The following is a 24,980-nucleotide window of genomic DNA, read 5'->3' as shown; positions in this document are numbered from 1 at the left end:
AAACGCTCCGTCACCCGGCAATCCCAAGACATTGCGTGATGCGCCGCTACATATCCTGCTGACCTCAACCCCTCCTCATCGTGTAGCTATGATGCTCGGAGGCTCAGAGGAAGTACGAAATTGTCTAAACTACCAATATGACCGACAACCAACCTCAGGACCAACCAGAACTCACCGACGACCAAATTGAATTTCTGAACACATTATTTGATTACGCTCGAGACGGTCAGGTGCAGGCGCTATCATCGGCAATCGATCAGGGTATCCCGGTCGATTTACGCAATCACAACGGCGACACGTTCCTCATTTTGGCAGCCTATCGAGAACAAGCAGAGGTAGTGAACGCTCTGCTGGCTAGGGATGCTGATGTCAACGCGCTCAATAGTCGGGGCCAATCGGCTCTTACTTGTGCGATATTTATGCAGAATACCGATGTAGCCAAGGCTTTATTAGATGCCGGGGCAGATCCAGATTTGGGTCCTCAGTCAGCTCGTGCCACGATTAGCGCCATGGGCCTCGATACAATGGGGCAATTTTTGTCCGACTATGAAAAGCAGTTACCAAAAGACTAGAACGAACACCAAAAATTCGGTGCCGGGACGCAGCCTGTTCAACAGCAGACGTACCAATATGAGGAGTTATTTTGAATCACACGATGACGAAACCAAAACGCTGGCTGTCAGCGACAGGACTGGGCGTTATCGCGGCCTGGACGCTTGCTGCATGCGGTGGTGGACCACCTAGCTTGACGGAGATTTCAGAAACCGCAAAGCAGTCGATGAGCGAAGCAAGCTCCTTTACCTACACCAGAACGGATCCCGATGGTGTTCACGATGAAGACATCTCACTGATTGAATGGTCCGGTCAAACAGAGCAAGATAACCATCAGGTGACGATCGACGCCGAGCAAGGATCACTGGAATTCCTGGTGATCGACGAGTCGACCGCATTCTTGAAACTCGATCCGCAAGAGGGCGCAGAAGACGAACTGTTTGCCCTGCCCGGTGCTGAGGGGCAATGGATTCAGGCACCAGAGTCCGGCCTACAGGACACGTTGGGCATTGAAGACGAGTTCGCTTCGACAACAGAAGCGGCGTTCTCGCTCATCGATGAGCTATCTGACGAAGAACTCGAAACCGTTGAAGTCGAAGAAACTGAGTTAGATGGCCAAGAAGTCTATAAATACACTGTGCCGGCGACGACAGGCAACAATTCGGATCTGTATACCGGTTCTGAAACGGTTGCATTTTACTTCTTGAAGGAGACGTCTGACCTGATTCAGGTCGATGCGACATCCGGCGACAATACGGCCACACATGCCTTTACGAATCTCAACGAAGTCGAGCTATTCGAGGCTCCCCCAGAAGATGAGATCTCCGATCTGCAGTGGACGTTCTAACGCTCTGAACGCACCCTCGAAATGCGGAAGGCTCGGTTCCAGATGGAACCGAGCCTTCCGCATTTCGAACCTACAATTTAGGTTCTTGTTCGGCGTAGCCAATAAATGTTTGGGCCACCTGTTGTCCACCGTTCGGGTCGCGGGTGACGACCATGATGGCGTCGTCACCCGCTATGGTCCCCAACACGAAGTTCAAGCGTGCTTGATCGATAACTGATGCCAGAAACTGTGCTGCTCCCGGTGGTGTGCGCAGCACCGCGATATTTGCTGATGCATCTGCGGCCAACAACAATTCTCTGCACAGACTTGATAAGCGTGCTTCGGTGGCTTCTGGGCTCTGGGTAACCGTTCCCGTTTCCGTGTCAGTGGGCACGTGATAGATCATATGACCGGTTTCATCACGAACTCTGGTTGCCCCGATATCCACCAGATCACGAGATAGCGTTCCCTGCGTGACGGTGACTCCGCGTTGGGCTAGAGCATCGGCTAGTTCAGCCTGAGAACGGATTGACTGGGTTTCCAGCACCGTTCGAATCTCATGCTGCCGGGCCGCTTTGGTCATCGGAGTCATCATGGCTAACGTGCTTTGGCTCGTGAAGCCACCGCGTGTTGAAGGGATAGCTCAGCTGGAATATCTGCCAGCCCGGAGGCATAGAGCAGCCAGGCGATAAGAGCCTTTTGTGCGTGTAAACGGTTTTCAGCTTCGTCAAAGACCCTCGATTGCGGTCCGTCGATGACCTCTTCAGCAACCTCGTACCCGCGGTAGGCAGGTAGGCAGTGCAAGAAGATCGCATCATCGGCGGCTTGTGCCATCGCGTCTTGGTTAACGGAATAGTCTTTGAACAGTTTCAAGCGCATTTCCGTTTCATCTTCCTGGCCCATTGAAATCCAGGTGTCAGTCACTACGACGTCGGCGTCCGCCAAAGCTTCTGCGGGGTTGGTCGTGACAAGAATCGAACCACCGGCTGCTTCAGCGCGCTGGGTGGCTGCGGCAACGACGGCGTCGTCAGGAAGATAGCCTTCGGGACCGGCAATGCGGACGTGCATGCCAGCTGTGGCACCGCCCAGCAGATAGGAGTTGGCCATATTATTGGCCGCGTCCCCAACATAAGTCATGGTCAGCCCCTGGGTCGAACCCTTGGCTTCTCGAACGGTTTGCAGGTCGGCGAGCACCTGGCAAGGATGGTAATCATCAGTCAGGGCATTGATGACCGGGATAGAAGAGTTTTCGGCTAGTTCTTCAATGCCGGCTTGGGCATAGGTACGCCAGATGACAACCGAGACCATGCGTTCAAAGACTTTTGCCGAGTCGTAAATGGATTCTTTGTGTCCCATTTGCGATTCGCCCGGGTTGATGATCAGTGGACTACCGCCAAGCTCACTCAGACCTGCGGCAAATGAAATGCGGGTCCTGGTGGAGGTCTTGTCAAACATGACAATCCCGGTTTGAGGCCCCGCCAGTGGTTTGAAGTCAAAGCGTCGCTGCTTCATGATCGCGGCTAGATCGAGGACTTCTGCCTGTTCTGCTGGGCTCAGATCGGTGTCGACGAGAAAGTGTCGTGGGGTTTTGGACATGATGCCGCTCCTTCAAGCTCGGTCGGCTAGTTGGCTTCCGCAACCGTTTCAGCAACGATATTGGGCAGGTCTTGGATGAGGGGGTCGACCTGTTCGGTCGTGATGATCAACGGTGGCGCCAGGCGCAGGGTGGTCTGATCGGTGGCGTTGATGATGTACCCGTAGTCCAGGGCTTTGGCAACGACTTTTGGTGCCAAACCGCCCTCCGGCAGGCGCATACCCTGGGCCGTGATGGCTTCAGTATCGAGTTCGATGCCTTGCCACAGACCGTAGGCGCGAACGGTTTTGACGATTGGCAATGCGTGGAGCTGTTGTTCTAGGTAGGTGCCAACCGTGCGAACGTTGTGGAGGATGTTGTCGGATTCGATGGTTTCCAAGACTGCCAGTGCCGTTGCGGTGGCCAGCGGGTTGCCGCCGAAGGTGGTGCCGTGTTGGCCTGCGGTAAAGAGTTCGGAGACGTCTTTGCCGAAGGTCACCAGCGCACCGATTGGCATGCCACCGCCAAGTCCTTTGGCCAGGGTCATGGCATCGGGGAGCACTGGGTCAGCGGTGCCGGTGACTTGCGGGTTCTGGAAAGCGAACCAGGTGCCGGTGCGGCCGATGCCCGATTGGATCTCGTCAAAAATTAGGAGTGCCCCGTGTTCAGTACAGGCCTGGCGGACCTGCTGGAGGTAACCGGGCGGGAAATCTCGTACGCCGGCTTCACCCTGCACAGGTTCGACAATCACGGCGGCCACGGTGTCGTCCATCTGGGCTTTTAGCGCCTCAATATCGCCGGCAGGCACAAACACCACGCCGCCGGGTAGTGGCTCAAATGGTTCCCGATACTGCGGTTTCCAGGTCAGTGCTAGGGCACCCATGGTGCGACCGTGAAACGCGTTTTGCAGTGCAATGACCTTCGGCCGGCTACCACCTTGGGCGTGGCTATGGCGACGCGCAAGTTTAAAGGCGGCCTCATTGGCTTCGGTACCGGAGTTGGCAAAGAACGCTGCACCTTCGGAGATGCCAGCCATGGCCAACAGTCGTTCGGCGAGGCCGACCTGTGGCAGCGAGGTGAACAGGTTAGAAATGTGGCCCAGCGTTTTGGCTTGTTCGGTCAGCGCTTCAACAATGGCTGGGTGCGCGTGCCCCAACGCATTAACCGCGATGCCGGCCAAAAAATCGGTGTAGCGTTTGCCGTCGGCATCCCAGACGTAAACCCCTTCGCCTTTGACGAGCGCTTGGGCTGGGGTGCCGAACATGTTGGTCATGGAACGTTGATAGCGTTCCAGCAGATTTTCTGTCATGAAGTTCCTATGGTGTGACTTGGGTGCCGACGCCGGCGGTGGTAAAGATTTCCAGCAACATCGAATGAGGTTGGCGGCCATCGACAATGTGGGCCTGTGGCACACCCGATTCGACGGCGCTCAGGCAGGCTCGCATTTTCGGGATCATCCCGGATTCTAAACGATCGAGCATGCCGCGCAACTCATCGGCGGTGATCGAGGTGATCAGCGATGACGGATCCGGCCAATTACCGTAAAGGCCTTCGACGTCGGTCAACACCACAAGCTTGGCTGCCCCCAGTGCTGCGGCCAGTTCGGCGGCTGCGGTATCAGCGTTGACGTTGAGTACTTGTCCGGTGGGCTGATTCGTGTCTGGGTCTACTTCCGGGGCAACCGATGAGACCACCGGGATGCGCCCGTTGGCGATCAGATCGGTAATCGGAGCAGTGTTGACGTTGACGACGTCGCCGACCAGACCGAGGTCGAGTTGTTCGCCGTCGATCACGTGCTGGGTACGGTGGGCGACAAACAGGTCAGCGTCTTCTCCGGACATTCCCACCGCATAGGTGCCGTGGGCGTTAATGAGGCCGACGAGCTGTCGGCCGACTTTGCCGGTGAGCACCATGCGGACGACTTCCATGGTTTCTTCGGTTGTGACGCGGAGCCCACCTCGGAATTCCGATTCGATGTCGAGCTTGTCGAGCATCTCACTGATCTGTGGACCACCGCCGTGTACAACCACCGGGTGGATGCCGCAGTGGTGGAGAAAGACCATGTCCTGGACGAAGGCTTCGCGCAGTTCATCGGACACCATGGCGTTCCCACCGTATTTGATGACCATGGTGGTGCCGGCAAATTTCTGGATCCAGGGCAGGGCCTCGATCAGCACGGCTGCTTTTTCGGCAGCCTTGGACATATCGCGTGGTGTTATTGTCATGAAAAGCTGCTCTTCTAGGAGGAGTATTCGGCGTTTTCGCGCACGTAGTCATAGGACAGGTCATTGGTCCACACGGTGACCGCGTGATCGCCGGCCTTCAGGTAAATATCGACGGTGACTTCACGGTCGTCGAATTTCACCAGGCTGCGATCTTCGCCAATTCCGGCATTGCGGCACACCATGACGTCGTTCACCGCGACATCCAGGGTCGTGGGATCGAATTGGGCATCCGTGGTGCCAACGGCCGAGATGATCCGGCCCCAGTTGGGGTCTTGACCGAACATCGCGGTCTTGAACAAATTCGAGCGCGTCACCGCACGGGCGACGTCTTCGCCTTCGGCTTCGGTGGCCGCGCCATGAACCGTCACGGCGATGTCGCGGGTGGAACCTTCGGCGTCTCCAATGATCTGGCGGGCCAGCGAACCGCACACCGTACGCAGTAGTGCTTGTAACTCGTCGCGATCTGGCGTGACATCGGAGGCTCCCGAGGCCATGAGTAGAACGGTGTCATTAGTTGACATGCAGCCATCGGAATCTGCTCGGTTGAACGTCGTTCGAACGGCTTCTGTCAGCAGCTCATGTGCCAGGGCTGAATCCACGACGGCGTCGGTGGTCACCACGGCAAGCATCGTGGCCATACCCGGTGCGATCATGCCCGCACCCTTGGTCATCCCGGCCACCGTGTAGCCGGTTCCTTGTGCTTGGGCGGTTTTGTGGACTGTATCGGTGGTCATAATCGCTTTGGCAGCGGTCACTAATCCATCATCAGTCAGCGCCTCAACGGCGGTTGCGATCCCAGCGACCACCTTGTCCATGGGTAAGCGCTCGCCAATCAGCCCGGTGGAACACACCAGCACGTCGTCAGCGGCAATGTCTAACGCTCTAGCGGTGTGGTCAGCCATGGCAGCGGCATCGTGGTCACCTTGGACACCCGTGCAGGCGTTGGCACCGCCGGAGTTCAGGACCACTGCGCGGGCTTGCCCATCTTGGATCGCGGTCTGGGACCAGCGCACCGGAGCAGCAGAGATCCGGTTGGTGGTGAACACTCCGGCAGCGTCATAGCGTGGGCCATTGTTGACGATCAAGGCAAGGTCAAGATCGCCGGATGCTTTAATACCTGCGGCGATGCCGGAAGCGGTAAACCCGGCCGGTTGGATGAGACTCACGGAGCGACTCCTTGAACGGTCAGACCAGTTTCTTCGGGGTAGCCCAGGGCGATGTTCATCGACTGGACTGCTCCCCCGGCGGTACCTTTGGTGAGGTTATCGACGGCGACCACCACGATCACGCGACCGGCGGCTTCATCAACGGCCAGCTGCATCACGACGTGGTTGGAGCCGAGCACAGATTTAGTGGAAGGCCACTGGCCCTCGGGCAGCAGGTGCACGAATTGTTCGTTGCCATAGGCTGTTTCCCAGGCAGCACGAATTGCTTCGGCAGAGGTGCCGGGAACATATTTGGCGGTGGCCGTGGTCAAAATCCCGCGCGGCATCGGGGCCAGGGTTGGAGTAAACGACAGCGAGACGTCTTGTCCGGCGGCCTGCGACAGGCCCTGAATGATTTCAGGGGTGTGGCGGTGTAGGCCGCCCACACCGTAGGGGCTCATGCCACCCATAACTTCGGAACCCAGCAGGTGCGGTTTCAGTGATTTTCCGGCACCCGATGTACCAGATGCTGCAACAATGACGACGTCGTCGGTTTGCAATACGCCACCGGTAAATCCAGGTGCCAGTCCCAGAATCGAGCCGGTCGGGTAGCATCCGGGCACCGCAATCCGTTTGGCATTGGTAAGTTTTTCCCGGTTGCCAGGCAATTCGGGGAGACCGTAGGGCCAGGTGCCGGCATGCGGTGAACCGTAGAACTTCTCCCACATTGCACTATCGGTCAGACGGTGATCGGCACCGGCGTCAATCACCAGGGTGTCTTCGGGCAGTTGAGCGGCAATTTCGGCGGATGCGCCGTGCGGTAGCGCTAAGAAGACGACGTCATGGCCGCGCAGTACGTCAACATCGGTTGGCTCCAGCACTCGGTCTGCCAGGGCATGCAGATGGGGTTGCAGGCCGCCAAGTTTCTGGCCGGCGTTGGAATGGGCGGTGATTGAGCCAATTTGGACGTGCGGGTGTGAGGTCAACAACCGTAGGACCTCTCCACCGGCATAGCCACTGGCTCCAGATACAGCTACACTAAGAGTCATGCGTCCACCCTAACACTAAAATATGCAGTATGTGTAATAATTATGCAGTGGGGCATTTCTAGCGATGCTCCCCACGGAAATGTAACGTAGCTACTATGACTCAAATTCCCGTAGAACTTCCAGAAAATATGCATGCAGCCGTGGCCACACAGGCCGGCGGTCCAGAGAATTTTGATTGGCGTGAAGTCCCGGTCCCTACCCCCGGTGCAGGCCAAGTGTTGGTCGAAACGGCCGCCGCAGGTCTGAACTTTATTGAAACGTATCAGCGTTCTGGACTCTACGATGTCCACTACCCCTTCATTCCTGGCTCCGAGGCTTCCGGAACGGTCATCGCCCTTGGCGACGACGTCACGAATGTTGCCGTGGGCGATCGCGTGGCTACCGCCTCAGCCGAAGCGACTTATGCTGAGTTTTTTGTTGCTCCGGCCGATAAGTTATTGCCGGTACCCGACACGATTGACCTCATCGAGGCTGCAGCTATTCCACTGCAGGGTATGACGGCGCACTATCTGTGCCGCTCAACATTTGAAGTCAAGCCTGGCCACAACGTGTTTTTGACCGCCGGGGCCGGCGGCGTCGGCCAGTTGCTGATTCAGATGTGCAAACACCTGGGCGCGCATGTCTACACGGTGGTCTCCACCGAAGAAAAGCGCAAGATTGCCTTAAATGCCGGAGCCGACGAGGTGTTCGACTACGATAATTTTGGTGACAAATTGCGTGAAGTCACCAACGGCGTCGGCGTGGATGTCGTCTATGATGGCGTCGGTGCCAACACCTTTGACACATCGCTGGCTTCGCTGCGGATCCGCGGGATGATGGTGCTATTCGGGGCTGCTTCCGGTCCGGTGCCGCCATTTGATTTGCAGCGGCTCAATTCCAGCGGGTCACTGTTCGCTACGCGACCAAGTTTGGCGTTTCACACGCTGACAGGCGATGAGGTGTCATGGCGGGCCGGCGAGATTTTTGGCTGGCTTGCCGAGGGCGCCCTGAGGCTCAGTGTCGATGAACGATTCGATCTCAAAAATGCCGGTGATGCCCATCGCGCACTCGAATCGAGATCCACAACCGGTAAGACGGTACTCGTTCCGTAGTCGCTTTGCGGGTTAAACCACAAGGGGCAGGCGTGGTGTTCGTTTTGAACACCACGCCTGCCCCTTGTTTTCTCAGGATTTAGAGCAGGGACATGACCGTGGTCCCGATCATGCCGATGACGACGAGCAGTGCAATGGCCGAGACGCCAAATTGTCGGCGGCGGCGTTTGGCACGGTCGCGATCGGTTTCGGGGACGGGATCATGGAGTTCCCAGGGTTGACTCATCGTAGAACAGCTCCGTGTTCGGTTTCCGCTGCGGCGATCGCGGCGAGACGGGCTTGGGATGCTTCATCAGCAGTCAGCGTCCGATCGGTGGCCCGGAAGCGCAGATTGTAGGCCAAGGACTTTTTGCCTTCGTCAATACCAGCGCCGGTATACACATCAAATAAACCGATGTGTTCTAGTAGGTCACCGGCTGCTTGTTGCAGGGTCTGCTGCACGTCTGCAGCGACAACCTGGTGATCCACGACCAGCGCGACGTCTTGGTAGGTGGCCGGGTAGGTCACAACCGGATGTGCTTCCACCACGTTCGGAGCTGCGGCAATCAGCGCATCCAGATTCAGTTCCATCGCGGCGGTACGAACGGGCAGGTCCCAGTCTTCCAGCAGTTTCGGCAGCAGTTCACCGGCGTAGCCAATGACTATACCGTCAACCACCAGTTCCGCGACTCGGCCCGGGTGGAAACTGTGGTGTGCACCCTGGCGAATCGTCAGGTCGACGCCGGCGACATCGGCAATATCGAGGGCGGCGCCGATTGGATCCTGCCAGTCGTAGACGCGCGGTGTGTGACCTGGTCCGGGAGCCGAATCGTGGCCGGTGAAGACCGCGGCAAGCCGATGCGGTTGTGCTGGGATGCCGACTTCGAGTTCAGCCAGTACCTCATCGGTGGGACGAACTCCCAGCGGCGGGATTTCCGGCGACCCGATGGTGGCGCTTGGCAGGAAGACTTTTCCTGACTCATACACGGCGATGTCACGGAATCCGCGCGAGACGTTGCGCCGTGCGGTTTCCAGCAGGCCGGGCAAAATGGTGGTGCGCAGCCAGCCGAACTCCGCAGAGATCGGGTTGGCCAGTTTCACCATGCGCTGGGCTGCAGCCGTTTCCTCGTTCGGGGAACCGAAGGTTTTATTCTGGGCTTCCGATACGAATGGATAGGACAGGGTTTCAATCAGTCCGGCTCCTGCCAGAGCATCAGCGATTTGGCGACGCATCCGCTGGGCCTTGGTCAGGCCGCGACCAGGAGGGGGCACGGGCAGCGTGGCGGGAATATGTGAGTAGCCCACGAGTCGGGCAACCTCTTCAACGAGGTCTTCCGGGATGTTCAAGTCGGTGCGCCAAGATGGTGGCGTGACCACAAAGATCGTGGTGCCATCGGTGTCATCGCGCTGTTGCGACACGTGGCCGCCCAGATCGACTAGCACCTGGTTGACTTGTTCTTCGGTGTAGTCATAGCCCACCAATTGCGATGGGTAATCAGCGCGCAATCGAACGGTTGGGACCACCGGTGGTTCACCCACGTCGGTGACTCCCTCGCCCATGGTGCCGCCGGCGAGTTCCACGAGCAATTCGGCGGCACGCTGGGCTGCTTTGTCGGCCACGTGCCAGTCCACACCGCGCGTATTGCGTTTCGAAGCTTCGGAGGGCAGACGATGACGACGCTGGGTGCGCGACACTGACACGGTATCGAAGTTCGCCGATTCAATCAGAATTGAAGTGGTGGTGTCGCTAACTTCGGTCGACAGACCACCCATGACGCCGGCCATGCCGATCGCACCTGAATCGTCGGTGATCAACAGGTCCTCGACATGAAGTTTACGGGTCTTGCCGTCCAGGGTTTCTAGGGTTTCGCCCTCGTGCGCTCGCCGAACAACTATCTGACCACGAAGTTTCTCTGCGTCGTAGAAGTGCAACGGCTGGCCCAGCTCGAGCATGACGTAGTTGGAAATATCAACCGGCAGGCTCAGCGGACGAATTCCTGCCAGGCGCAGGCGCGCCGACATCCATGACGGCGTGGTGGCCTTGGGATCAATGGCATCAACGCGTCGGGCAACAAACCGAGTGGCCCCGGGCTGACCGTGAATTGGTGCGGTGTCATCGATGCGTACCGACCAGCCGGAGTCATTAGCCGCCGGCACCTGAATCGCGCACGCCGGATCCGTAAATTCGGTTCCGGTGGCGTGGGCGTATTCGCGGGCAGCCCCACGAATCGACAGCACATAGCCGCGATCGGGCGTGACGTTAATTTCGGCGGCCTCGTCATCCAGATGCAAAAGTTCCAGCACATCGGTGCCGATTTCTGGATCAAGGCCCCACTCTGACAACACGACGATGCCGTCGTGCCCCTCCCCCAGACCAAGCTCGGATTCTGAGGCGATCATCCCGGCCGAGGTATGGCCATAGGTTTTGCGTGCAGAGATCTTGAAGTTGCCTGGCAACACCGCACCGGGCAGCGTAACGATCACCTTATCGCCAACTTCAAAGTTGTGAGCACCGCACACCACACCCTGGACACCCGAAGGGTCAATGCCTTTGCCTTCTAAGGTCTGGGTTTGGCCATCTGGAACCACCTGAACGCGGCACCAGTTGATGGTTTTACCGTTGGAGTGTTCTTCGGGGGTTTTCTCTAAGACCTTGCCGACTACGATCGGGCCGGTGAGTTCAAAACCATGAACGTCTTCTTCTTCTAATCCGACCTTGACCAGATCTGCCAGGAGGTCTTCTGCAGTAGCGTCTGCTGGAAGCTGCGTGTACTCACGCAACCATGACAATGGGATACGCATTATGTGACTAAATCTCCATTCCGAATTGCGTTGAGAAGCGCACGTCGCCTTCAATCATGTCGTGCATGTCGGTAACCCCGTTGCGGAACATTAGGGTGCGTTCTACGCCCATCCCGAACGCGAAACCGGAATACACATCCGGGTCAATACCAGCGGCACGCAGCACCTGCGGGTGCACCATGCCGCAACCGCCCCATTCAACCCACTGGGGCCCACCTTTGGCATCGGGGTGCCAAACGTCGAGTTCCGCAGACGGCTCGGTGAAGGGGAAGAAGTTCGGGCGCAACCGAATGCGGGCATCCGCCCCGAACATTGATGTTGCAAAGTATTCCAGGGTCCCGCGTAGATCAGCCATCGTCAGACCTTTGTCAACGGCAAGACCTTCAAACTGGTGGAACACCGGCGTGTGGGTGGCATCCAGTTCATCGGTGCGGAAGGTTTTACCAGGCACCAGAATATAGGTCGGTGCTCCACGTTCCAGCATGGCGCGAATCTGCACCGGGGAGGTGTGCGTGCGCAACACCAGGTGACGATCAGTGGGCTCAACAAAGAAAGTGTCTTGCATTTCTCGAGCAGGGTGGTCCGGTTCAAAATTCAATGCGTCGAAGTTGTACCATTCGGATTCCAGTTCAGGACCCTCGGCGATCTCCCAACCCATGCCCACGAAAATATCCGAGACCCGCTCTTGCAATAATTCCAGCGGGTGGCGGGCCCCTTGACGACGGCGACGCACCGCTGTGGTCACGTCAACGGTTTCTTCCACGAGCATCCGGGCCTCGTGTTCAGCTTGCAGCTGGGCTTCGCGGTCTGCGAGCGCTTTGCCCATCTTGCCGCGTGCTTGGCCCATACGTTTGCCGGCGTCGGCTTTTTGGGATTTATCGAGCTTGCCGATCAAGCGGTTGGCCAGCGTTAGCGGAGCATTGTCACCGGTGTGTGCGATGCGGGCCGCTTTGAGTTCATCAAGATTCGTTGCAGCCTCGAATGCTGCGATAGCAGCTTGAATGGCTTGCTCGACGGCCTGCTCATCGGCCGGTGAAACCTCCGGTGGGAGATTCGAAGTATCCGTCATATGGGGTACACGCCTTTAGTTCTAAAACTATGTGTTCACAACAATGGGGTCAAAACCGGGCGGTTTCGACCCCATCTAGTCTAAGACGTGAAGTCAACGTGACCGAACTGTTGCCATTCTGCTACGCATGAGCGGACCAGAAGTCATCGATGATGTCGCCTTGTGCTAAGAGGTCGATGGCGACCGAGCGCATCTCAACTTTGCGCACTTTTCCCGTGACCGTGGTTGGGAATTCGTCAACAATATGGACATATCGCGGGATCTTATACTTCGCCAGGGAGCTCCGGGAGAACTCACGCAGTGCTTCGGCGGTAAGTTTGGGTGCGCCTTTGCGTAACCGGATCCAGGCCATGAGTTCTTCACCGTAGCGTTCATCCGGCACACCGATGACTTGAGCGTCAATAATGTCTGGGTGGGTATAGAGAAACTCTTCGATCTCGCGCGGATAAATATTCTCGCCGCCGCGAATGACCATGTCTTTAATTCGGCCGGTGACTTGTACATACCCATTTTCGTCCATGCGTGCGACGTCGCCGGTGCGCAGCCAGCCATCGTCGTCGAGCACTTCAGCGGTCCTTTCTGGTTCATTCCAGTACCCCTTCATCACAAGATAGCCGCGCGTGCACAACTCCCCGTCAGCGTTTATGGGCAGGGTTTCACCTGTGTCAGGGTCAATAATCTTGATTTCAGCATGTGGATTTGGTCGTCCTACCGTCGAGGTACGCAGATGCAGCTCATCATCTGGACGGGTTTGCATCGATACCGGTGAAGTTTCTGTCATGCCGTAGCAAATGGTGACCTCATCCATGTGCATCGTGTTGATGACCTGTCGCATGACCTCATCTGGGCAGGGGGAACCGGCCATGATACCGGTGCGCAGGGAGGACAGATCAAAGTCGGCTAGATTTTCTAGCGCTAGTTCTGCGATGAACATGGTGGGAACACCATATAGCGCTGTACAACGATATTTTTCTACAGTCGCCAGGGTTTGTTCTGGATTGAATGACGGTCCGGGAATCACCATCGTCGCCCCGTGCGTTGTGGCCGCAAGATTTCCCATGACCATACCAAAGCAGTGATAGTAGGGCACCGGAATGCAGATCCGGTCTTGGTCGGTATATCGGTTGGTCTCCCCGACGAAAAACCCGTTATTGAGAATATTGCGGTGCGTCAGCGTGGCGCCCTTGGGGAATCCCGTGGTGCCGGAGGTGTATTGAATATTGATGGCGTCGGTGTTGTTCAAGGTTGCCGCGATCTTGTCGAGGGTTTCATCGTCGGCGGCAACATCGAACACCTCATCCCAGGATTCCGAGTTCATAATGACGATGCGCTCAAGTGTCCCAAGCTCTTGCTGAGCCCGTTCGATCATGCGCGGATAATTCGAGGTGGGCACCTCTTCAGAGGAAATCAGTGTGGTAATTTCCGCTTGTTTCAGCACGTAGTTCAGTTCGTGTTGCCGGTAGGCAGGATTAATATTGACCATGATGGCGCCCAGTTGTGCGGTGGCGTATTGCACCATGACCCATTCCCACCGGTTCAGCGCCCAGATACCAACTCGCTCGCCAGTGGTCACTCCGGCATCGTGTAACCCTGTGGCTAACTTCCGCACATCGTTAGAGAACTGCTCATAGGTCCACTGGCGGTCCACTGCGGCATCAATCAGGGCAATGTTTTGAGGAAATCGGGCCGCAGTCTTGGCCAAATTCTGCCAGATCGTTTCTTCGATGAGCGGGACGTCGGTGGGACCGACAGCATAGGACTGGGTGAGTTGCTCTGTCATAACTATCTTCCTGAGAGATCCTAGGGTCGTCCAACAATGTAGCAAATCGTGAAGTATGTCACCATACTAAACCTGATCGTTCGCCTCTCCTGGTGCCGCATAGAGGGCTTGCATCGCCATTTCGGGCAGCATGTGTTGCAAATAGGACAAGAAATTGCCAGTTTGCTTCCGCTTGGCCAAGCCCCGGAACGAATGGCCCGTGGAGTTAATAAGACCAAATACTGCGTGGGCCCGCACTACCAACTGGTCGGTGGTTTCGTGCGGATGAATCTGCTGCATCGCACGGATCCAGATACCAATAAACTCACGCTGCGTCCGACGAATATCTCGCTGCATACGCTCTTCAACCGATGCCAGGTCACGATCCTGCACGCGGATAATATCCGAGGAGTTCAGGGCAAACTCGGTCTGCAAATCCACCAACAGCCGCAAACGCTCAAAGGTGTCATCATGTGCAGCTTCAATCTCGCCACCGCGTGTCAGGAGGAAATGACTGGCTTGGCCGATGAGCACCCCCAGCATGTCCTGCTTCGATTCAAAATGCCGGTATATCGCCTGGCCGGTGACCCCTACCTCGGCACCGATTTCATCCAAAGAGACCGCGGCAAAACCGCGCGCGGCAAACAGCCGTCCCGCGGCGGCAAGAAGCTGCTCGCGCCGCTTTTCTTTTTCCATCTGACGTTGGGTTTTGACTGCCCCGTCAGAGGAATTCATCTGAACACTAGACAAATGCAATCTCCATCACTAATCTGAACTTCAGTTAGTCAGCATAAACTGAAATTTTTGCCAGGTCCATATCCGTCAGGAGAAGAATGCAACAGCTGATCACACAGGTTGATGCCAACTCCGAGCAATATCAAACAAACTTTACCTATCACGCCCAACTGCGCCAACAGCTGCGCGACCGGATGGCTGAAGTAGCTAAAGGCGGCTCGGAACGATCACGTCAACGCCACCTCGACCGTGGACGTTTACTCCCCCGCGAACGGGTGCGCCGTCTGCTGGACTCGGGCTCTCCTTTCCTCGAGATCGGTTCACTAGCTGCCTTTGAAATGTACGACGGCGATGCTCCCGCTGCAGGTCTGATCGCTGGGATCGGGATCGTCGAGGGCCGCTATGTGATGGTTGTATGCAATGACTCCACGGTCAAAGGTGGAACCTACTACCCCATCACGGTCAAAAAACACCTGCGCGCCCAAGAAATCGCTTTTGAAAACCGACTCCCTTGCCTGTACCTAGTGGATTCCGGTGGCGCATTTTTGCCTCGGCAGGATGACGTCTTTCCGGATCGAGAACACTTCGGCCGAATCTTCTATAACCAATCTCAATTATCTTCCCGAGGGATTCCGCAAATTTCAGCTGTCCTGGGTTCATCTACCGCTGGTGGCGCCTATGTGCCAGCCATGAGTGACGAGTCGGTTATCGTGCGCAATCAAGGAACCATCTTCCTGGGTGGGCCACCGCTGGTCAAGGCAGCTACTGGTGAGATCGTGACCTCTGAAGACCTAGGTGGGGCGGAAGTACATACATCGACTTCTGGTGTGGCGGATCATATCGCGGAAAATGACGATCACGCCCTGCAGATCGTGCGCAATATCGTGGCTACTCTGCCGGCAACACCGCAACGGATTTGGGAAAAAATTGAAGCGTTGGATCCTGGCAATGACCCGGAAGACATAGCGGGCATCTTGCCGGTTGATCTGCATACGCCCTACGACGTTCGAGAAATTATTTCCCGAATCGTCGACGCCGACAGTTTTCATGAATTCAAAGAAAATTACGGCAAGACCCTGGTCACAGGCTTTGCACGCATTGATGGGCATCCGGTAGGCATCATTGCCAATAACGGCATCCTCTTCTCCGAGTCCTCCCTCAAAGGCGCGCACTTCATCGAACTGGCCGATCAGCGCGGCATCCCGTTATTGTTCTTGCAGAATATTTCTGGGTTTATGGTGGGCAAGGACTACGAGGCTGGGGGCATCGCAAAAAATGGTGCCAAGATGGTAACCGCGGTGTCCACAACCCGTGTCCCGAAAATCACCATCATTATCGGTGGATCTTTCGGGGCGGGCAATTACTCGATGTGTGGACGCGCGTTTTCACCGCGCTTTTTATTCATGTGGCCCAACGCCCGAATCTCCGTGATGGGCCCCGATCAGGCGGCCGGCGTGTTAGCTACGGTCAAACGCGATCAGTACGAAGCCGCGGGCCAAGAATGGTCTGCAGAGGAAGAATCCGAGTTCAAACAACCGATCTTGGATCGCTACAATGAGCAAGGCTCCGCGTATTACTCCACCGCTCGGTTGTGGGATGACGGCATTATCGAGCCTCAATATACGCGTCGAGTCGTTGCCATGGCCTTGGATGTGTGTTCCCGTACCCCGCTTGCCGAACCTCGATTTGGTCTTTTCCGGATGTGATTGCTGTGCAACTATTTTCCAAAGTACTCATTGCCAATCGCGGGGAAATTGCCATCCGCATTGCCAAGACCCTGCATCAGCTAGGGATCCGTTCCGTCGCCATCTACTCGGATGCCGATCAAGAAGCAGCCCATGTCAGATGCGCTGATGAAGCGATACGATTAGGCGCAACCTCAGCCGAATCGTATCTCAACCCACAGGCCGTTGTTCAAGCAGCGCTCGCCGTCGGCGCTGAGGCAATCCATCCGGGATATGGTTTCATCTCCGAAAATGTTGAACTAGCGCGTGCTTGTCATCAGGCAGGTGTGACTTTCATCGGTCCTGGTGAGCATGCTTTGGAAGTCATGGGTGACAAGATCCGCTCGAAGAATCACGTCGCGAAAGCTGGCGTGCCGATGGTCGACGGGGTGTCTGAACCGGGTCTGAGCAATGAACATCTCATTGCTGCCACCAAGAACATGACCTTTCCAATGTTGATCAAACCCTCTGCCGGTGGTGGCGGCAAGGGCATGCACGTGGTCGCATCCCATAATGAGCTTGCCGGTCAGCTCGAGACTGCTCGTCGTGTTGCAAAAACCGCATTCGGTGACGACACCCTCCTGATCGAACAGCTCATCCGCTCGCCGCGTCACATCGAGGTGCAGATCCTGGCGGATCAACACGGCAATGTCATTCACCTCGGCGAGCGTGAGTGTTCACTGCAGCGTCGTCACCAAAAGATCATTGAAGAAGCCCCGTCTGTGCTGCTCAGTGATGAAACACGAGCGCGCATCGGCCAGGCAGCGGTCGATACCGCCAAATCCGTTGACTACGTGGGCGCAGGCACCGTCGAGTTTCTTGTCTCGGACGAAGAACCAGACAAGTTCTACTTTATGGAGATGAATACCCGCCTGCAGGTGGAACATCCGGTCACCGAACAGATCACCGGCATCGATCTGGTCGAAGAACAGATTCGGATTGCAGCTGGCGCATCGCTATCGCTGACCCAAGATGAAGTCGTATTCACCGGGCACTCAATCGAAGCGCGCGTCTATGCCGAAACTCCCCAGGCAGGCTTTATGCCTTCTACTGGTACAGTCCTGCACGTTTCTGAGCCCGCAGGCTCCGGGATCCGGGTGGACTCGGGACTGCGCACCGGTGCTGTCATCGGCACGGAGTTTGACCCCATGATCGCTAAGGTCATTGCTACGGGCACCGACCGTGACCAAGCGTTAGCGCGCTTAGATCAAGCGCTGGATGAAATGGTCGTCCTGGGGATTAACACCAACCTGGAATATCTTCAGCATCTGATCCGGGACGCTGATGTTGCAGCCGGCGAAATTGACACCACGCTGGTTGAAGCGCGTTTACCAGAGATGGTCTTTGATGCTCCAACCAGACGGCATGCTCAAATTGCAGCGCATTTTGTACACGGCGAGGCTCGCGCTCCGTCGGATGCTTGGCTTCATGACGGATTCCGGCTTTGTGGTGCCGCAGAAGTCAATTACCGGGTGGACTATCCTGCTGGTAACGATCCCAGCAGCTTCGAGATAGCCCTTGATACAAGTGCTCAGCTGTTACCGGCCATCCGGGTCAATGAGTATGTCTATCAAGATGTCGACGGTGTCGAGACTGTCACGGTCGCTGCTGAAGCTCCTACGCCTCAGGGAACGCGGGTCTGGATGGCTACGAATACTTTCACTGGCTTTGTCGTCGTTTTGGATCATAAGGCGCAAGTGCTCGACACACTATCCTCTCTGGAAGCTGAGGAGCGCGGCGTGGACCCGCAGGTGCGTGCCCCACTGCCGGGCACTGTCACGGCCATTCATCTACCGGATGGTAGCCAAGTATCAGCTGGTGATCCCGTAGTGACCATCGAGGCAATGAAAATGGAACACCAACTCAAAGCACCGCTGGATGGCACGGTCACCATTCATGTCAGTGACGGCCAACAGGTCGCACTGGACCAGAGCATTCTGACAGTCGTCGGGCATGCCTCCAACGATGACCACTAGTACTTGCTTCGGCAATGAAAGGTATTGACCAATGTCGATTGATCATTATTTAGACGAAGAACAACTCGCGCTTGTTGACGGGGTCCGTGAATTCGCACAACAGGTGATCGCGCCGGTATCTGCGCAACACGACCGAGAAAAAACGTTTCCCTATGAAATCATCGCCCAGATGGGCGACATGGGCTTGTTCGGGCTGCCCATCCCGGAGGAATACGGGGGCCAAGGCGGCGACTACTTCACCTTGTGCCTGGCACTAGAGGAAGTTGCCAAAGTCGATCAATCAGTGGCGATCACTCTTGAAGCAGGAGTATCGCTTGGCATGATGCCGTTGCTAAAATTTGGAACCGAAGAACAAAAGCAGCGTTGGCTCCCTGATTTGGCCGACGCGAAACGCCTTGCTGCATTTGGCCTCACCGAACCCGGTGCAGGTTCAGATGCTGGCGGCACTCAGACCCGCGCTACGTTAGATAATGGCACTTGGACCATTAACGGCAATAAGGAATTTATCACCAACTCGGGCACGGATATTACCTCACTTGTCACTGTCACCGCGGTCACCGGTGAGGGAGAAATATCCACAATCATTGTCCCGGCGGACACGCCTGGATTGACGGTGGAACCCGCCTATAACAAAGTTGGTTGGAACGCTTCCGACACCCACCCGCTGACGCTGAATGATGTCAAAGTTCCCGAAGGGAACCTGCTGGGTGCACGAGGCCGTGGTTTTGCGAACTTTATGGACATTCTCGATGAAGGTCGTGTAGCTATCGCAGCCCTTGCAACTGGGGCAGCACAAGGTTGTGTCGATGCCTCTGTCGAATATGCGAAGACTCGTAAGACGTTTGGTCGGGCCATCGGCGAAAACCAAGGGATCTCCTTTAAGATTGCTCGGATGCAAGCCCGGGCGTATGCTGCACGGACTGCCTACTATTCGGCAGCCAAGAAGTTAGTTTCTGGAAAGCCATTCAAGACAGAAGCTTCAATTGCCAAGATGATCGGATCTGAAGCAGCAATGGATAATGCTCGCGATGCGACACAAATATTCGGTGGATACGGTTTTATGAACGAAAGCTTAGTTGCGCGCCACTACCGTGACTCTAAGATTCTGGAGATCGGTGAGGGCACCACAGAAGTTCAGCTCATGCTGATTGCTCGTTCACTTGGCCTGTAGGGGAGCATAATGTCTGACCAGCCAAAAATTATCAAACAACGCGGTCTGTACTACGACGAGATTGAAGTTGGTGCCATCTATCAACACGCCCCAGGTCGCACCGTGACTGAGGCAGATAACGTTGTATTCACGACCTTAACCATGAACACGCAATCCCTTCATCTGGATGCATACTGGTCTTCCCAGCAAGAATTTGGCCAACCGTTGGTCAATTCGATGTTTACGTTATCGACCATCGTGGGCGCTTCGGTTGCCCAACTTACGCAAGGCACCATTGTGGCCAACCTGGGTTTCGAAAGTGTCAATTTTCCGAAACCGCTGTACCACGGTGACACTTTGTACACCGAGACTGAGATCTTGGATAAACGGCTGTCGTCATCGCGACCGGGCCAAGGCATCATCAAGTTCCGTCATGTGGGAAGAAACCAGCACGGTGATCTGGTCGCCGAATGTACCCGTTCCACGATGCTGTGGGAGTCTGAAGAACACCATCGAAAGGCCACCACATGACCACGTTCGACCTTGGACCAGCGCTATTGTTTGTGCCCGCCGATCGTCCAGAACGGTATGCCAAAGCATATGATCGATCCGATGCCATCATCATTGACCTAGAAGATGCCGTTGCCCCCGACGAACGGCCAGCAGCACGGCAAGCATTAGGTAAGCACCTGGCGGCGTTGGATTCCAGAGTTGCACAGCGCACCTTGGTGCGGGTCAATCCGGTGGATGCACCAGACTTTAGCCACGACGTTGCCGTTATAGTCGGTAGCAACCTCCGGTATATTATGGTGCCAAAAGCTGAGAGTGTTGACGGCATCGCTCAGGTTGCTGACGCTCTTCCAGGGGTCGGCCTGATTGCACTATGCGAGACCGCTGCAGGCGTCACGTCCGCCGTCGAGATAGCCCAGCACCCAGCAGTGATGGCGTTGATGTGGGGTTCTGAGGATCTCATGGTGTCGACCGGAGGATCGTCGTCCCGTTTTGCCAACGGAACGTATCGTGATATTCCCCGTTTCGCACGGGCTCAGGTGCTATTGGCTGCAGCGGCAGCTGGGAAAGCCAGCATCGATACGATTCATACCGATTTGTCCCCCACCGATCAGTTCATTGCCGAAGCCGAGGATGCCGTTGCTAGCGGTTTCAATGCCAAAGCTTGCATCCATCCCGCTCAGGTAGCAGTCGTGCGCAATGCATATCGACCATCGGAAGAGGATTTGGAGTATGCTCAGGCGCTGCTAAAAGAAGTAGACCAGCACGGCGGAGTATTTCAATTTCGAGGTTCCATGGTTGATGGTCCGCTCATTGCACATGCACGAACCGTTGTACAACGCGCTGCAAGACTGACCAAGTAGTCTGCAACGCCCAAAAAGCGCACCGGCATGGTTTAAGCAGTTGCTTTCGGATCACCCAGTTGAGCCAAGATCGCATCTATGATCGGACGGTCCGCTGGGATCCATTCCAGGTCATGGAGTTCCGAGGCATTCAGTGCTGCCCATTCTAAACGGTCGTGTTCGATGAGTGGTTCTGGTGTTCCTGAACGGACGACGGCTGTGAAAACATGCATATTCATCCCATTGTCGAGTTGCCAGCCAGCTTCGCTGGGCGCGGCAATATGATCTAGGATTTCAATCTCGACCCCGAGTTCTTCTCGAATTTCCCGAAGCAGCGCATCGGTCGGCGTCTCGTCTGGCTCTACTTTGCCTCCCGGAAATTCCCAGTATCCTGCCAAGGATTTTGGCGCCTTGCGTCGAGCTGCGAGCATGTATGTCGGCCGGACCACCTCATTGAGAATGGCGGCACCAACGACCACGGGTTTCGAAATGGTGTGTTGCATGATAATCATCTTAGCCGCTAGTGTTGCGCAAACCTTGGTCGACCTCCCACAGCGGTTCACGGGAACATCTGGTCACTTACTACACCACCGCAATGTATTTCAGATTTGAAATACATTGCCTAAGGCGTTAGACTCGCCTTAGTTCAGTTTTGAAGCATAATGTACGAGAGGCTAGAAACCATGCAATTTGGCATATTCACCATTGGGGACGTCACCCCAGACCCCCACACCGGCCAAACCCCGTCAGAACAGCAGCGCATTAAAGACACGGTTAAAATCGCCAAACACGCGGAACAGGCGGGCTTCGAAGTGTTTGCTACCGGGCAACACCACAACCCGCCATTCGTAGCACCGGGCAACCCGCCTGTCTTGTTGGCGTATTTGGCTGCAGCAACCGAAAAACTGATCTTGTCCACCGCAACGACTCTGATCACTACCATGGATCCGGTTCGCCTGGCGGAGGATTATGCCTATCTCCAGCATCTAGCCGACGGACGCATGGACCTCGCGATGGGTCGGGGCAACACCGGACCGGTCTACCCATGGTTTGGCAAAGATATTCGCCAAGGTATCCCGTTGGCCGTAGAAAACTACAACCTGTTGTATCGCCTCTGGCGTGAAACCGAAGTGGACTGGGAAGGTCGATTCCGCACACCACTACAACAGTTCACCGCGACTCCACGACCACTGGATGACGTGCCGCCGTTTGTATGGCACGGTTCGATTCGTTCACCAGAGATAGCAGAACAAGCAGCTTACTACGGTGACGGATTCTTCCACAACAACATCTTCTGGAACAAAGAACACATCATCCAAATGGTCCAGCTCTACCGTCAGCGGTACGAATACTACGGGCACGGCAAAGCTCACCAAGCATATGTCGCACTAGGCGGCCAAGCGTTTATGCGTGAAAAATCCCAGGATGCATGGAATGAGTTCCGCCCTTACTTCGATAATGCCCCCGTCTACGGACACGGCCCTTCGATGGAAGACTTCACAAAGATGACTCCGCTCACCGTTGGGTCACCGGAACAGGTCATTGAACGGACCCTAGAATTCCGTGATTGGGTCGGAGATTACCAGCGCCAAATGTTCCTGATTGATCACGCCGGCCTGCCAACCAAGACTGTATTAGAACAAATCGATCTTTTCGGTGAAAAAGTGCTGCCGGCTCTGCGCAAGGAATTTGCCAAGGGTCGCTTGGAAGATGTCCCAGAAGCACCGACTCACGAATTCCTGAAGGCACGCAAGGCTGCAGGCAACGCTCCGATTGCCGGTGGCGGAGAAGGTTCGCAAGCTTTCCTTGACCGTCAGAAGGCGCAAGACGAAGCGTCGAAAGAATAAACCCATGACCGAGTATGATGTTTTACCGGGAAGTATGAGCAGACCATGAAGACAGCATTCGAATCGACAGATCCATTTACGCCAGATACACGGCACATTGCGATTGTCGCAGCCGGACTCAGTGATCCAAGTTCGACCTCGTTGTTGGCCAAACAACTAGGCCAAGCAACAGCTGACGCGCTATCAGAGCGCGGCTACCGCCCCGAACTACATCACTTCGAATTGCGCACTGTTGCAACAGATATTGCCGATTCCATGGTAACGTTCAGTCGTTCTGAACAGTTAGCGGAAATGATCAATGAAGTTGAACAGGCCGATGGGATTATTGCGGTCTCTCCGGTGTTCAAAGCGTCATACTCAGGTCTGTTTAAATCCTTTTGGGACCTCGTTGAGAACGATGCATTGACCGGTGTACCGATCCAGTTAGGATCAACTGGCGGTAGTCCGCGGCATTCATTGGTGATCGATAATGCGATGCGTCCCTTGTTTTCCTATCTGCGCATGCGCGTTATGCCAACCGGCGTATATGCTGCAACCGAGGATTGGGGATCGGCGGAAGGCACTGAAAATGCACGAGATCCCGAGTCCCACGCAGCATATTTAAGTAGGCGTATCGCTCACGCCGGTAAAGATTTCGCTGACGTGGTAGCGCGTCTTGATCCGCGTCCGCGGCGCGCACCATCCCAGCCTAAAGAACTAGAGGTGATTCCCTTTGACCAGCTCCTTAACGGACCTCACGAAGCATGAGCTTCAGCAGCCCCTGGGGCCGGCGTTTCGAATGTATTTCGAAACGACCGCTCGACTGTTGGACCGTCTAGAGAAACGACTCAAGCAACAAGTTGGTCTCACGTTAAGTGAGTACAACATGCTATTGCTCCTCTCTGAGGCGCCCGAGGGTCACATGCGCATGGGACAACTGGCGGATGCCATTGTTTTTTCTCCATCGCGATTGACCTACCAAGTCAAAGTACTGTCTGATCGTGGGCTCGTAAAACGAGTCAAGTGTGCTGACGATGGACGGGCATGGCAAGCAGAACTGACAGCCGAAGGGCGCACGATGTTCCGCAAAGCATCGGTCATCCATGCAAAAGGTGTCAAAGCACTGTTTACCGATGTAGTTTCCGAAGACGAACTCGCCACGATTTACCGTACGTTCGCCAAGGTCTCCGCTCAACTGAACGAAATACCTGAAGACTAAGACTTAGCGCGAACTGCCGAGTACAATCTCCACAGTATCGGCACGTTCCGCAAGTATCGGAACATCGGCAATCAACGATTGCAGCGTGGACAGCATCAGCTTGCTGCCTACACTGTCTGAGGGATCTGCTGGGGTCGCAACTAACGCCAGCTCTGGGCCGGCTCCCCCGCCGGCAATTACGTTACCGTTCTCAGTTTGTGTTCCAACACCACGCCCCGGAGCCATCGCTAGCTGGCCGAGCCCAGGGACGAGATCAGTCAGTTCAGACAAAGCTTGCGCAATCTCAACATCTTCGTAGGAAGGTGTCCAGGTCCTTTGTTGTGCTAGTGCATACACTTCTGGTCGCCGCACAACATACGTCAAGTGTGCTCCGGGATCTATGACAACCAGCTCATTGCCTTCATCCACAGCACTCAAACATGCCCGTGGCATCCAAACAGCTACCGGACGGGCATTTTTGTGCCAGGCGGTAAGTTTTGGGATTGAGGTGAAAACCGGAAGCGCACCGCGACCATCAGCGGCCTTCAGTGAGACCAGCGCAACATCTGCTTCTTTGTCGGATTCCACAGTAAATTCTTTACCATGTTGATCCACCCGCGTTTCATGGGTCGTCTCCGCCACGGTTGGGACGACTGCAGCGAATACGCGGATATTTTGGAGGACGTTAAAGACGTCCTTTTCGTCGGCGTTTCCGTCAAGAAGGTCTTGGCTGACTTTTGTCCAGGCCTCATCCTCAAGTCCATCATCGGTATCGAATGCATGCAGCGGGTTTGCTGAACCTTCGATTCCCGCCCCGGAGAGATCCCGACCAGCCCACGTGGTTCCGGCCGAGTCTGCTGGACGTCCAAACGCATCACGGTTCTGGCGTGCTAAATTCCGATCGATTGCAGCCTGAATGTGCCCGGGGAGTTGAGGTTTATCTACCATG

The 24,980-nt window shown here is 55.8% G+C and carries 24 protein-coding genes; 11 read left to right on the top strand and 13 right to left on the bottom strand.

Annotated features, from left to right (window positions below):
• The first annotated feature begins 137 nt into the window (after positions 1-137).
• Together A6F49_RS16360 and A6F49_RS16355 are read left to right on the top strand one after the other, a co-directional pair.
• Complete coding sequence (locus A6F49_RS16360) at positions 138-572, top strand: ankyrin repeat domain-containing protein (protein WP_067605885.1); 435 nt, start codon at positions 138-140, stop codon at positions 570-572.
• Between the two features lie 83 nt (positions 573-655).
• The gene (locus A6F49_RS16355; RefSeq protein ID WP_043055736.1) at positions 656-1,399 is read left to right on the top strand and encodes a hypothetical protein; all 744 of its coding nucleotides are present in this window, start codon (positions 656-658) and stop codon (positions 1,397-1,399) included.
• Between the two features lie 70 nt (positions 1,400-1,469).
• On the opposite strand, the gene A6F49_RS16350 is transcribed toward A6F49_RS16355, so the two are convergent.
• The 6 genes from A6F49_RS16350 to argC are packed head-to-tail and all read right to left on the bottom strand — an operon-like array spanning position 1,470 to position 7,370.
• The gene (locus A6F49_RS16350; RefSeq protein WP_043055735.1) at positions 1,470-1,973 is read right to left on the bottom strand and encodes an arginine repressor; all 504 of its coding nucleotides are present in this window, start codon (positions 1,971-1,973) and stop codon (positions 1,470-1,472) included.
• A 2-nt stretch (positions 1,974-1,975) separates the two neighbouring features.
• Positions 1,976-2,974 (bottom strand): ornithine carbamoyltransferase, encoded by a 999-nt coding sequence (argF, locus tag A6F49_RS16345; RefSeq protein ID WP_043055734.1) that lies wholly within the window; start codon positions 2,972-2,974, stop codon positions 1,976-1,978.
• A gap of 26 nt (positions 2,975-3,000) precedes the next feature.
• A complete protein-coding gene (locus tag A6F49_RS16340) occupies positions 3,001-4,260 on the bottom strand; it encodes an acetylornithine transaminase (RefSeq protein ID WP_043055733.1) in 1,260 nt (419 codons plus the stop codon).
• Positions 4,261-4,267: 7 nt separating this feature from the next.
• On the bottom strand, positions 4,268-5,176 hold the full coding sequence (gene argB, locus A6F49_RS16335) for an acetylglutamate kinase (protein ID WP_043055732.1): 909 nt from the start codon (positions 5,174-5,176) through the stop codon (positions 4,268-4,270).
• A gap of 14 nt (positions 5,177-5,190) precedes the next feature.
• Entirely contained in the window at positions 5,191-6,342 is a 1,152-nt protein-coding gene (gene argJ, locus A6F49_RS16330; RefSeq protein WP_043055731.1) for a bifunctional glutamate N-acetyltransferase/amino-acid acetyltransferase ArgJ, read from the bottom strand.
• The gene (gene argC, locus A6F49_RS16325) at positions 6,339-7,370 is read right to left on the bottom strand and encodes an N-acetyl-gamma-glutamyl-phosphate reductase (protein WP_043055730.1); all 1,032 of its coding nucleotides are present in this window, start codon (positions 7,368-7,370) and stop codon (positions 6,339-6,341) included. The genes argJ and argC overlap by 4 nt, the downstream gene beginning before the upstream one ends.
• 95 nt (positions 7,371-7,465) lie before the next feature.
• On the opposite strand from argC, the gene A6F49_RS16320 reads away from it, so the two are divergent.
• Positions 7,466-8,461, top strand: a complete 996-nt coding sequence (locus A6F49_RS16320) for a quinone oxidoreductase family protein (RefSeq protein ID WP_082911874.1) — start codon at positions 7,466-7,468, stop codon at positions 8,459-8,461.
• A gap of 79 nt (positions 8,462-8,540) precedes the next feature.
• On the opposite strand, the gene A6F49_RS18185 is transcribed toward A6F49_RS16320, so the two are convergent.
• From A6F49_RS18185 to A6F49_RS16300, 5 genes are all read right to left on the bottom strand, one after another.
• Complete coding sequence (locus tag A6F49_RS18185) at positions 8,541-8,687, bottom strand: hypothetical protein (protein ID WP_161485841.1); 147 nt, start codon at positions 8,685-8,687, stop codon at positions 8,541-8,543.
• Positions 8,684-11,242, bottom strand: coding sequence for a phenylalanine--tRNA ligase subunit beta (pheT, locus tag A6F49_RS16315; RefSeq protein ID WP_043055729.1), 2,559 nt, complete (start codon positions 11,240-11,242; stop codon positions 8,684-8,686). Before pheT ends, A6F49_RS18185 begins: the two co-directional genes overlap by 4 nt.
• Before the next feature lie 7 nt (positions 11,243-11,249).
• On the bottom strand, positions 11,250-12,311 hold the full coding sequence (pheS, locus tag A6F49_RS16310; RefSeq protein ID WP_043055728.1) for a phenylalanine--tRNA ligase subunit alpha: 1,062 nt from the start codon (positions 12,309-12,311) through the stop codon (positions 11,250-11,252).
• 121 nt (positions 12,312-12,432) lie between these two features.
• Entirely contained in the window at positions 12,433-14,091 is a 1,659-nt protein-coding gene (locus A6F49_RS16305) for an AMP-binding protein (RefSeq protein ID WP_043055727.1), read from the bottom strand.
• A gap of 66 nt (positions 14,092-14,157) precedes the next feature.
• Positions 14,158-14,766, bottom strand: a complete 609-nt coding sequence (locus tag A6F49_RS16300; RefSeq protein WP_161485840.1) for a TetR/AcrR family transcriptional regulator — start codon at positions 14,764-14,766, stop codon at positions 14,158-14,160.
• Positions 14,767-14,903: 137 nt separating this feature from the next.
• Between A6F49_RS16300 and A6F49_RS16295 the strand changes: the two genes are divergently transcribed.
• Genes A6F49_RS16295 through A6F49_RS16275 form a run of 5 tightly spaced genes read left to right on the top strand, consistent with a single transcriptional unit; the run spans position 14,904 to position 21,028 of the window.
• Positions 14,904-16,511, top strand: a complete 1,608-nt coding sequence (locus A6F49_RS16295) for a carboxyl transferase domain-containing protein (RefSeq protein WP_043055725.1) — start codon at positions 14,904-14,906, stop codon at positions 16,509-16,511.
• A gap of 5 nt (positions 16,512-16,516) precedes the next feature.
• Positions 16,517-18,505, top strand: coding sequence for an acetyl/propionyl/methylcrotonyl-CoA carboxylase subunit alpha (locus A6F49_RS16290; protein WP_082911875.1), 1,989 nt, complete (start codon positions 16,517-16,519; stop codon positions 18,503-18,505).
• A gap of 31 nt (positions 18,506-18,536) precedes the next feature.
• On the top strand, positions 18,537-19,676 hold the full coding sequence (locus A6F49_RS16285) for an acyl-CoA dehydrogenase family protein (RefSeq protein ID WP_043055724.1): 1,140 nt from the start codon (positions 18,537-18,539) through the stop codon (positions 19,674-19,676).
• A gap of 9 nt (positions 19,677-19,685) precedes the next feature.
• On the top strand, positions 19,686-20,186 hold the full coding sequence (locus A6F49_RS16280) for a MaoC family dehydratase (protein ID WP_043055723.1): 501 nt from the start codon (positions 19,686-19,688) through the stop codon (positions 20,184-20,186).
• Positions 20,183-21,028, top strand: coding sequence for an HpcH/HpaI aldolase/citrate lyase family protein (locus A6F49_RS16275; protein WP_043055722.1), 846 nt, complete (start codon positions 20,183-20,185; stop codon positions 21,026-21,028). The genes A6F49_RS16280 and A6F49_RS16275 overlap by 4 nt, the downstream gene beginning before the upstream one ends.
• 32 nt (positions 21,029-21,060) lie before the next feature.
• On the opposite strand, the gene A6F49_RS16270 is transcribed toward A6F49_RS16275, so the two are convergent.
• Positions 21,061-21,510 (bottom strand): (deoxy)nucleoside triphosphate pyrophosphohydrolase, encoded by a 450-nt coding sequence (locus A6F49_RS16270; RefSeq protein ID WP_043055721.1) that lies wholly within the window; start codon positions 21,508-21,510, stop codon positions 21,061-21,063.
• Between the two features lie 180 nt (positions 21,511-21,690).
• Between A6F49_RS16270 and A6F49_RS16265 the strand changes: the two genes are divergently transcribed.
• From A6F49_RS16265 to A6F49_RS16255, 3 genes are read left to right on the top strand one after another with little or no spacing between them, the layout of a single operon-like run.
• Complete coding sequence (locus tag A6F49_RS16265) at positions 21,691-22,854, top strand: LLM class flavin-dependent oxidoreductase (RefSeq protein ID WP_043055745.1); 1,164 nt, start codon at positions 21,691-21,693, stop codon at positions 22,852-22,854.
• A 45-nt stretch (positions 22,855-22,899) separates the two neighbouring features.
• Positions 22,900-23,601: an FMN reductase gene (locus A6F49_RS16260; RefSeq protein ID WP_043055720.1), complete on the top strand. Its 702-nt coding sequence runs from the start codon at positions 22,900-22,902 to the stop codon at positions 23,599-23,601.
• The gene (locus tag A6F49_RS16255) at positions 23,567-24,052 is read left to right on the top strand and encodes a MarR family winged helix-turn-helix transcriptional regulator (RefSeq protein WP_201120390.1); all 486 of its coding nucleotides are present in this window, start codon (positions 23,567-23,569) and stop codon (positions 24,050-24,052) included. The genes A6F49_RS16260 and A6F49_RS16255 overlap by 35 nt, the downstream gene beginning before the upstream one ends.
• Positions 24,053-24,055: 3 nt before the next feature.
• Here A6F49_RS16255 and A6F49_RS16250 read toward each other — a convergent pair whose 3' ends face one another.
• Positions 24,056-24,979: an SseB family protein gene (locus tag A6F49_RS16250; RefSeq protein WP_043055719.1), complete on the bottom strand. Its 924-nt coding sequence runs from the start codon at positions 24,977-24,979 to the stop codon at positions 24,056-24,058.
• Position 24,980: the final 1 nt, after the last annotated feature.

The sequence above is a fragment of the Enteractinococcus helveticum genome (genome assembly GCF_001657475.1).
GTDB classification, from domain to species: Bacteria; Actinomycetota; Actinomycetes; order Actinomycetales; family Micrococcaceae; genus Yaniella; species Yaniella helvetica.
This window is presented reverse-complemented; position numbering and strand designations above follow the sequence as displayed.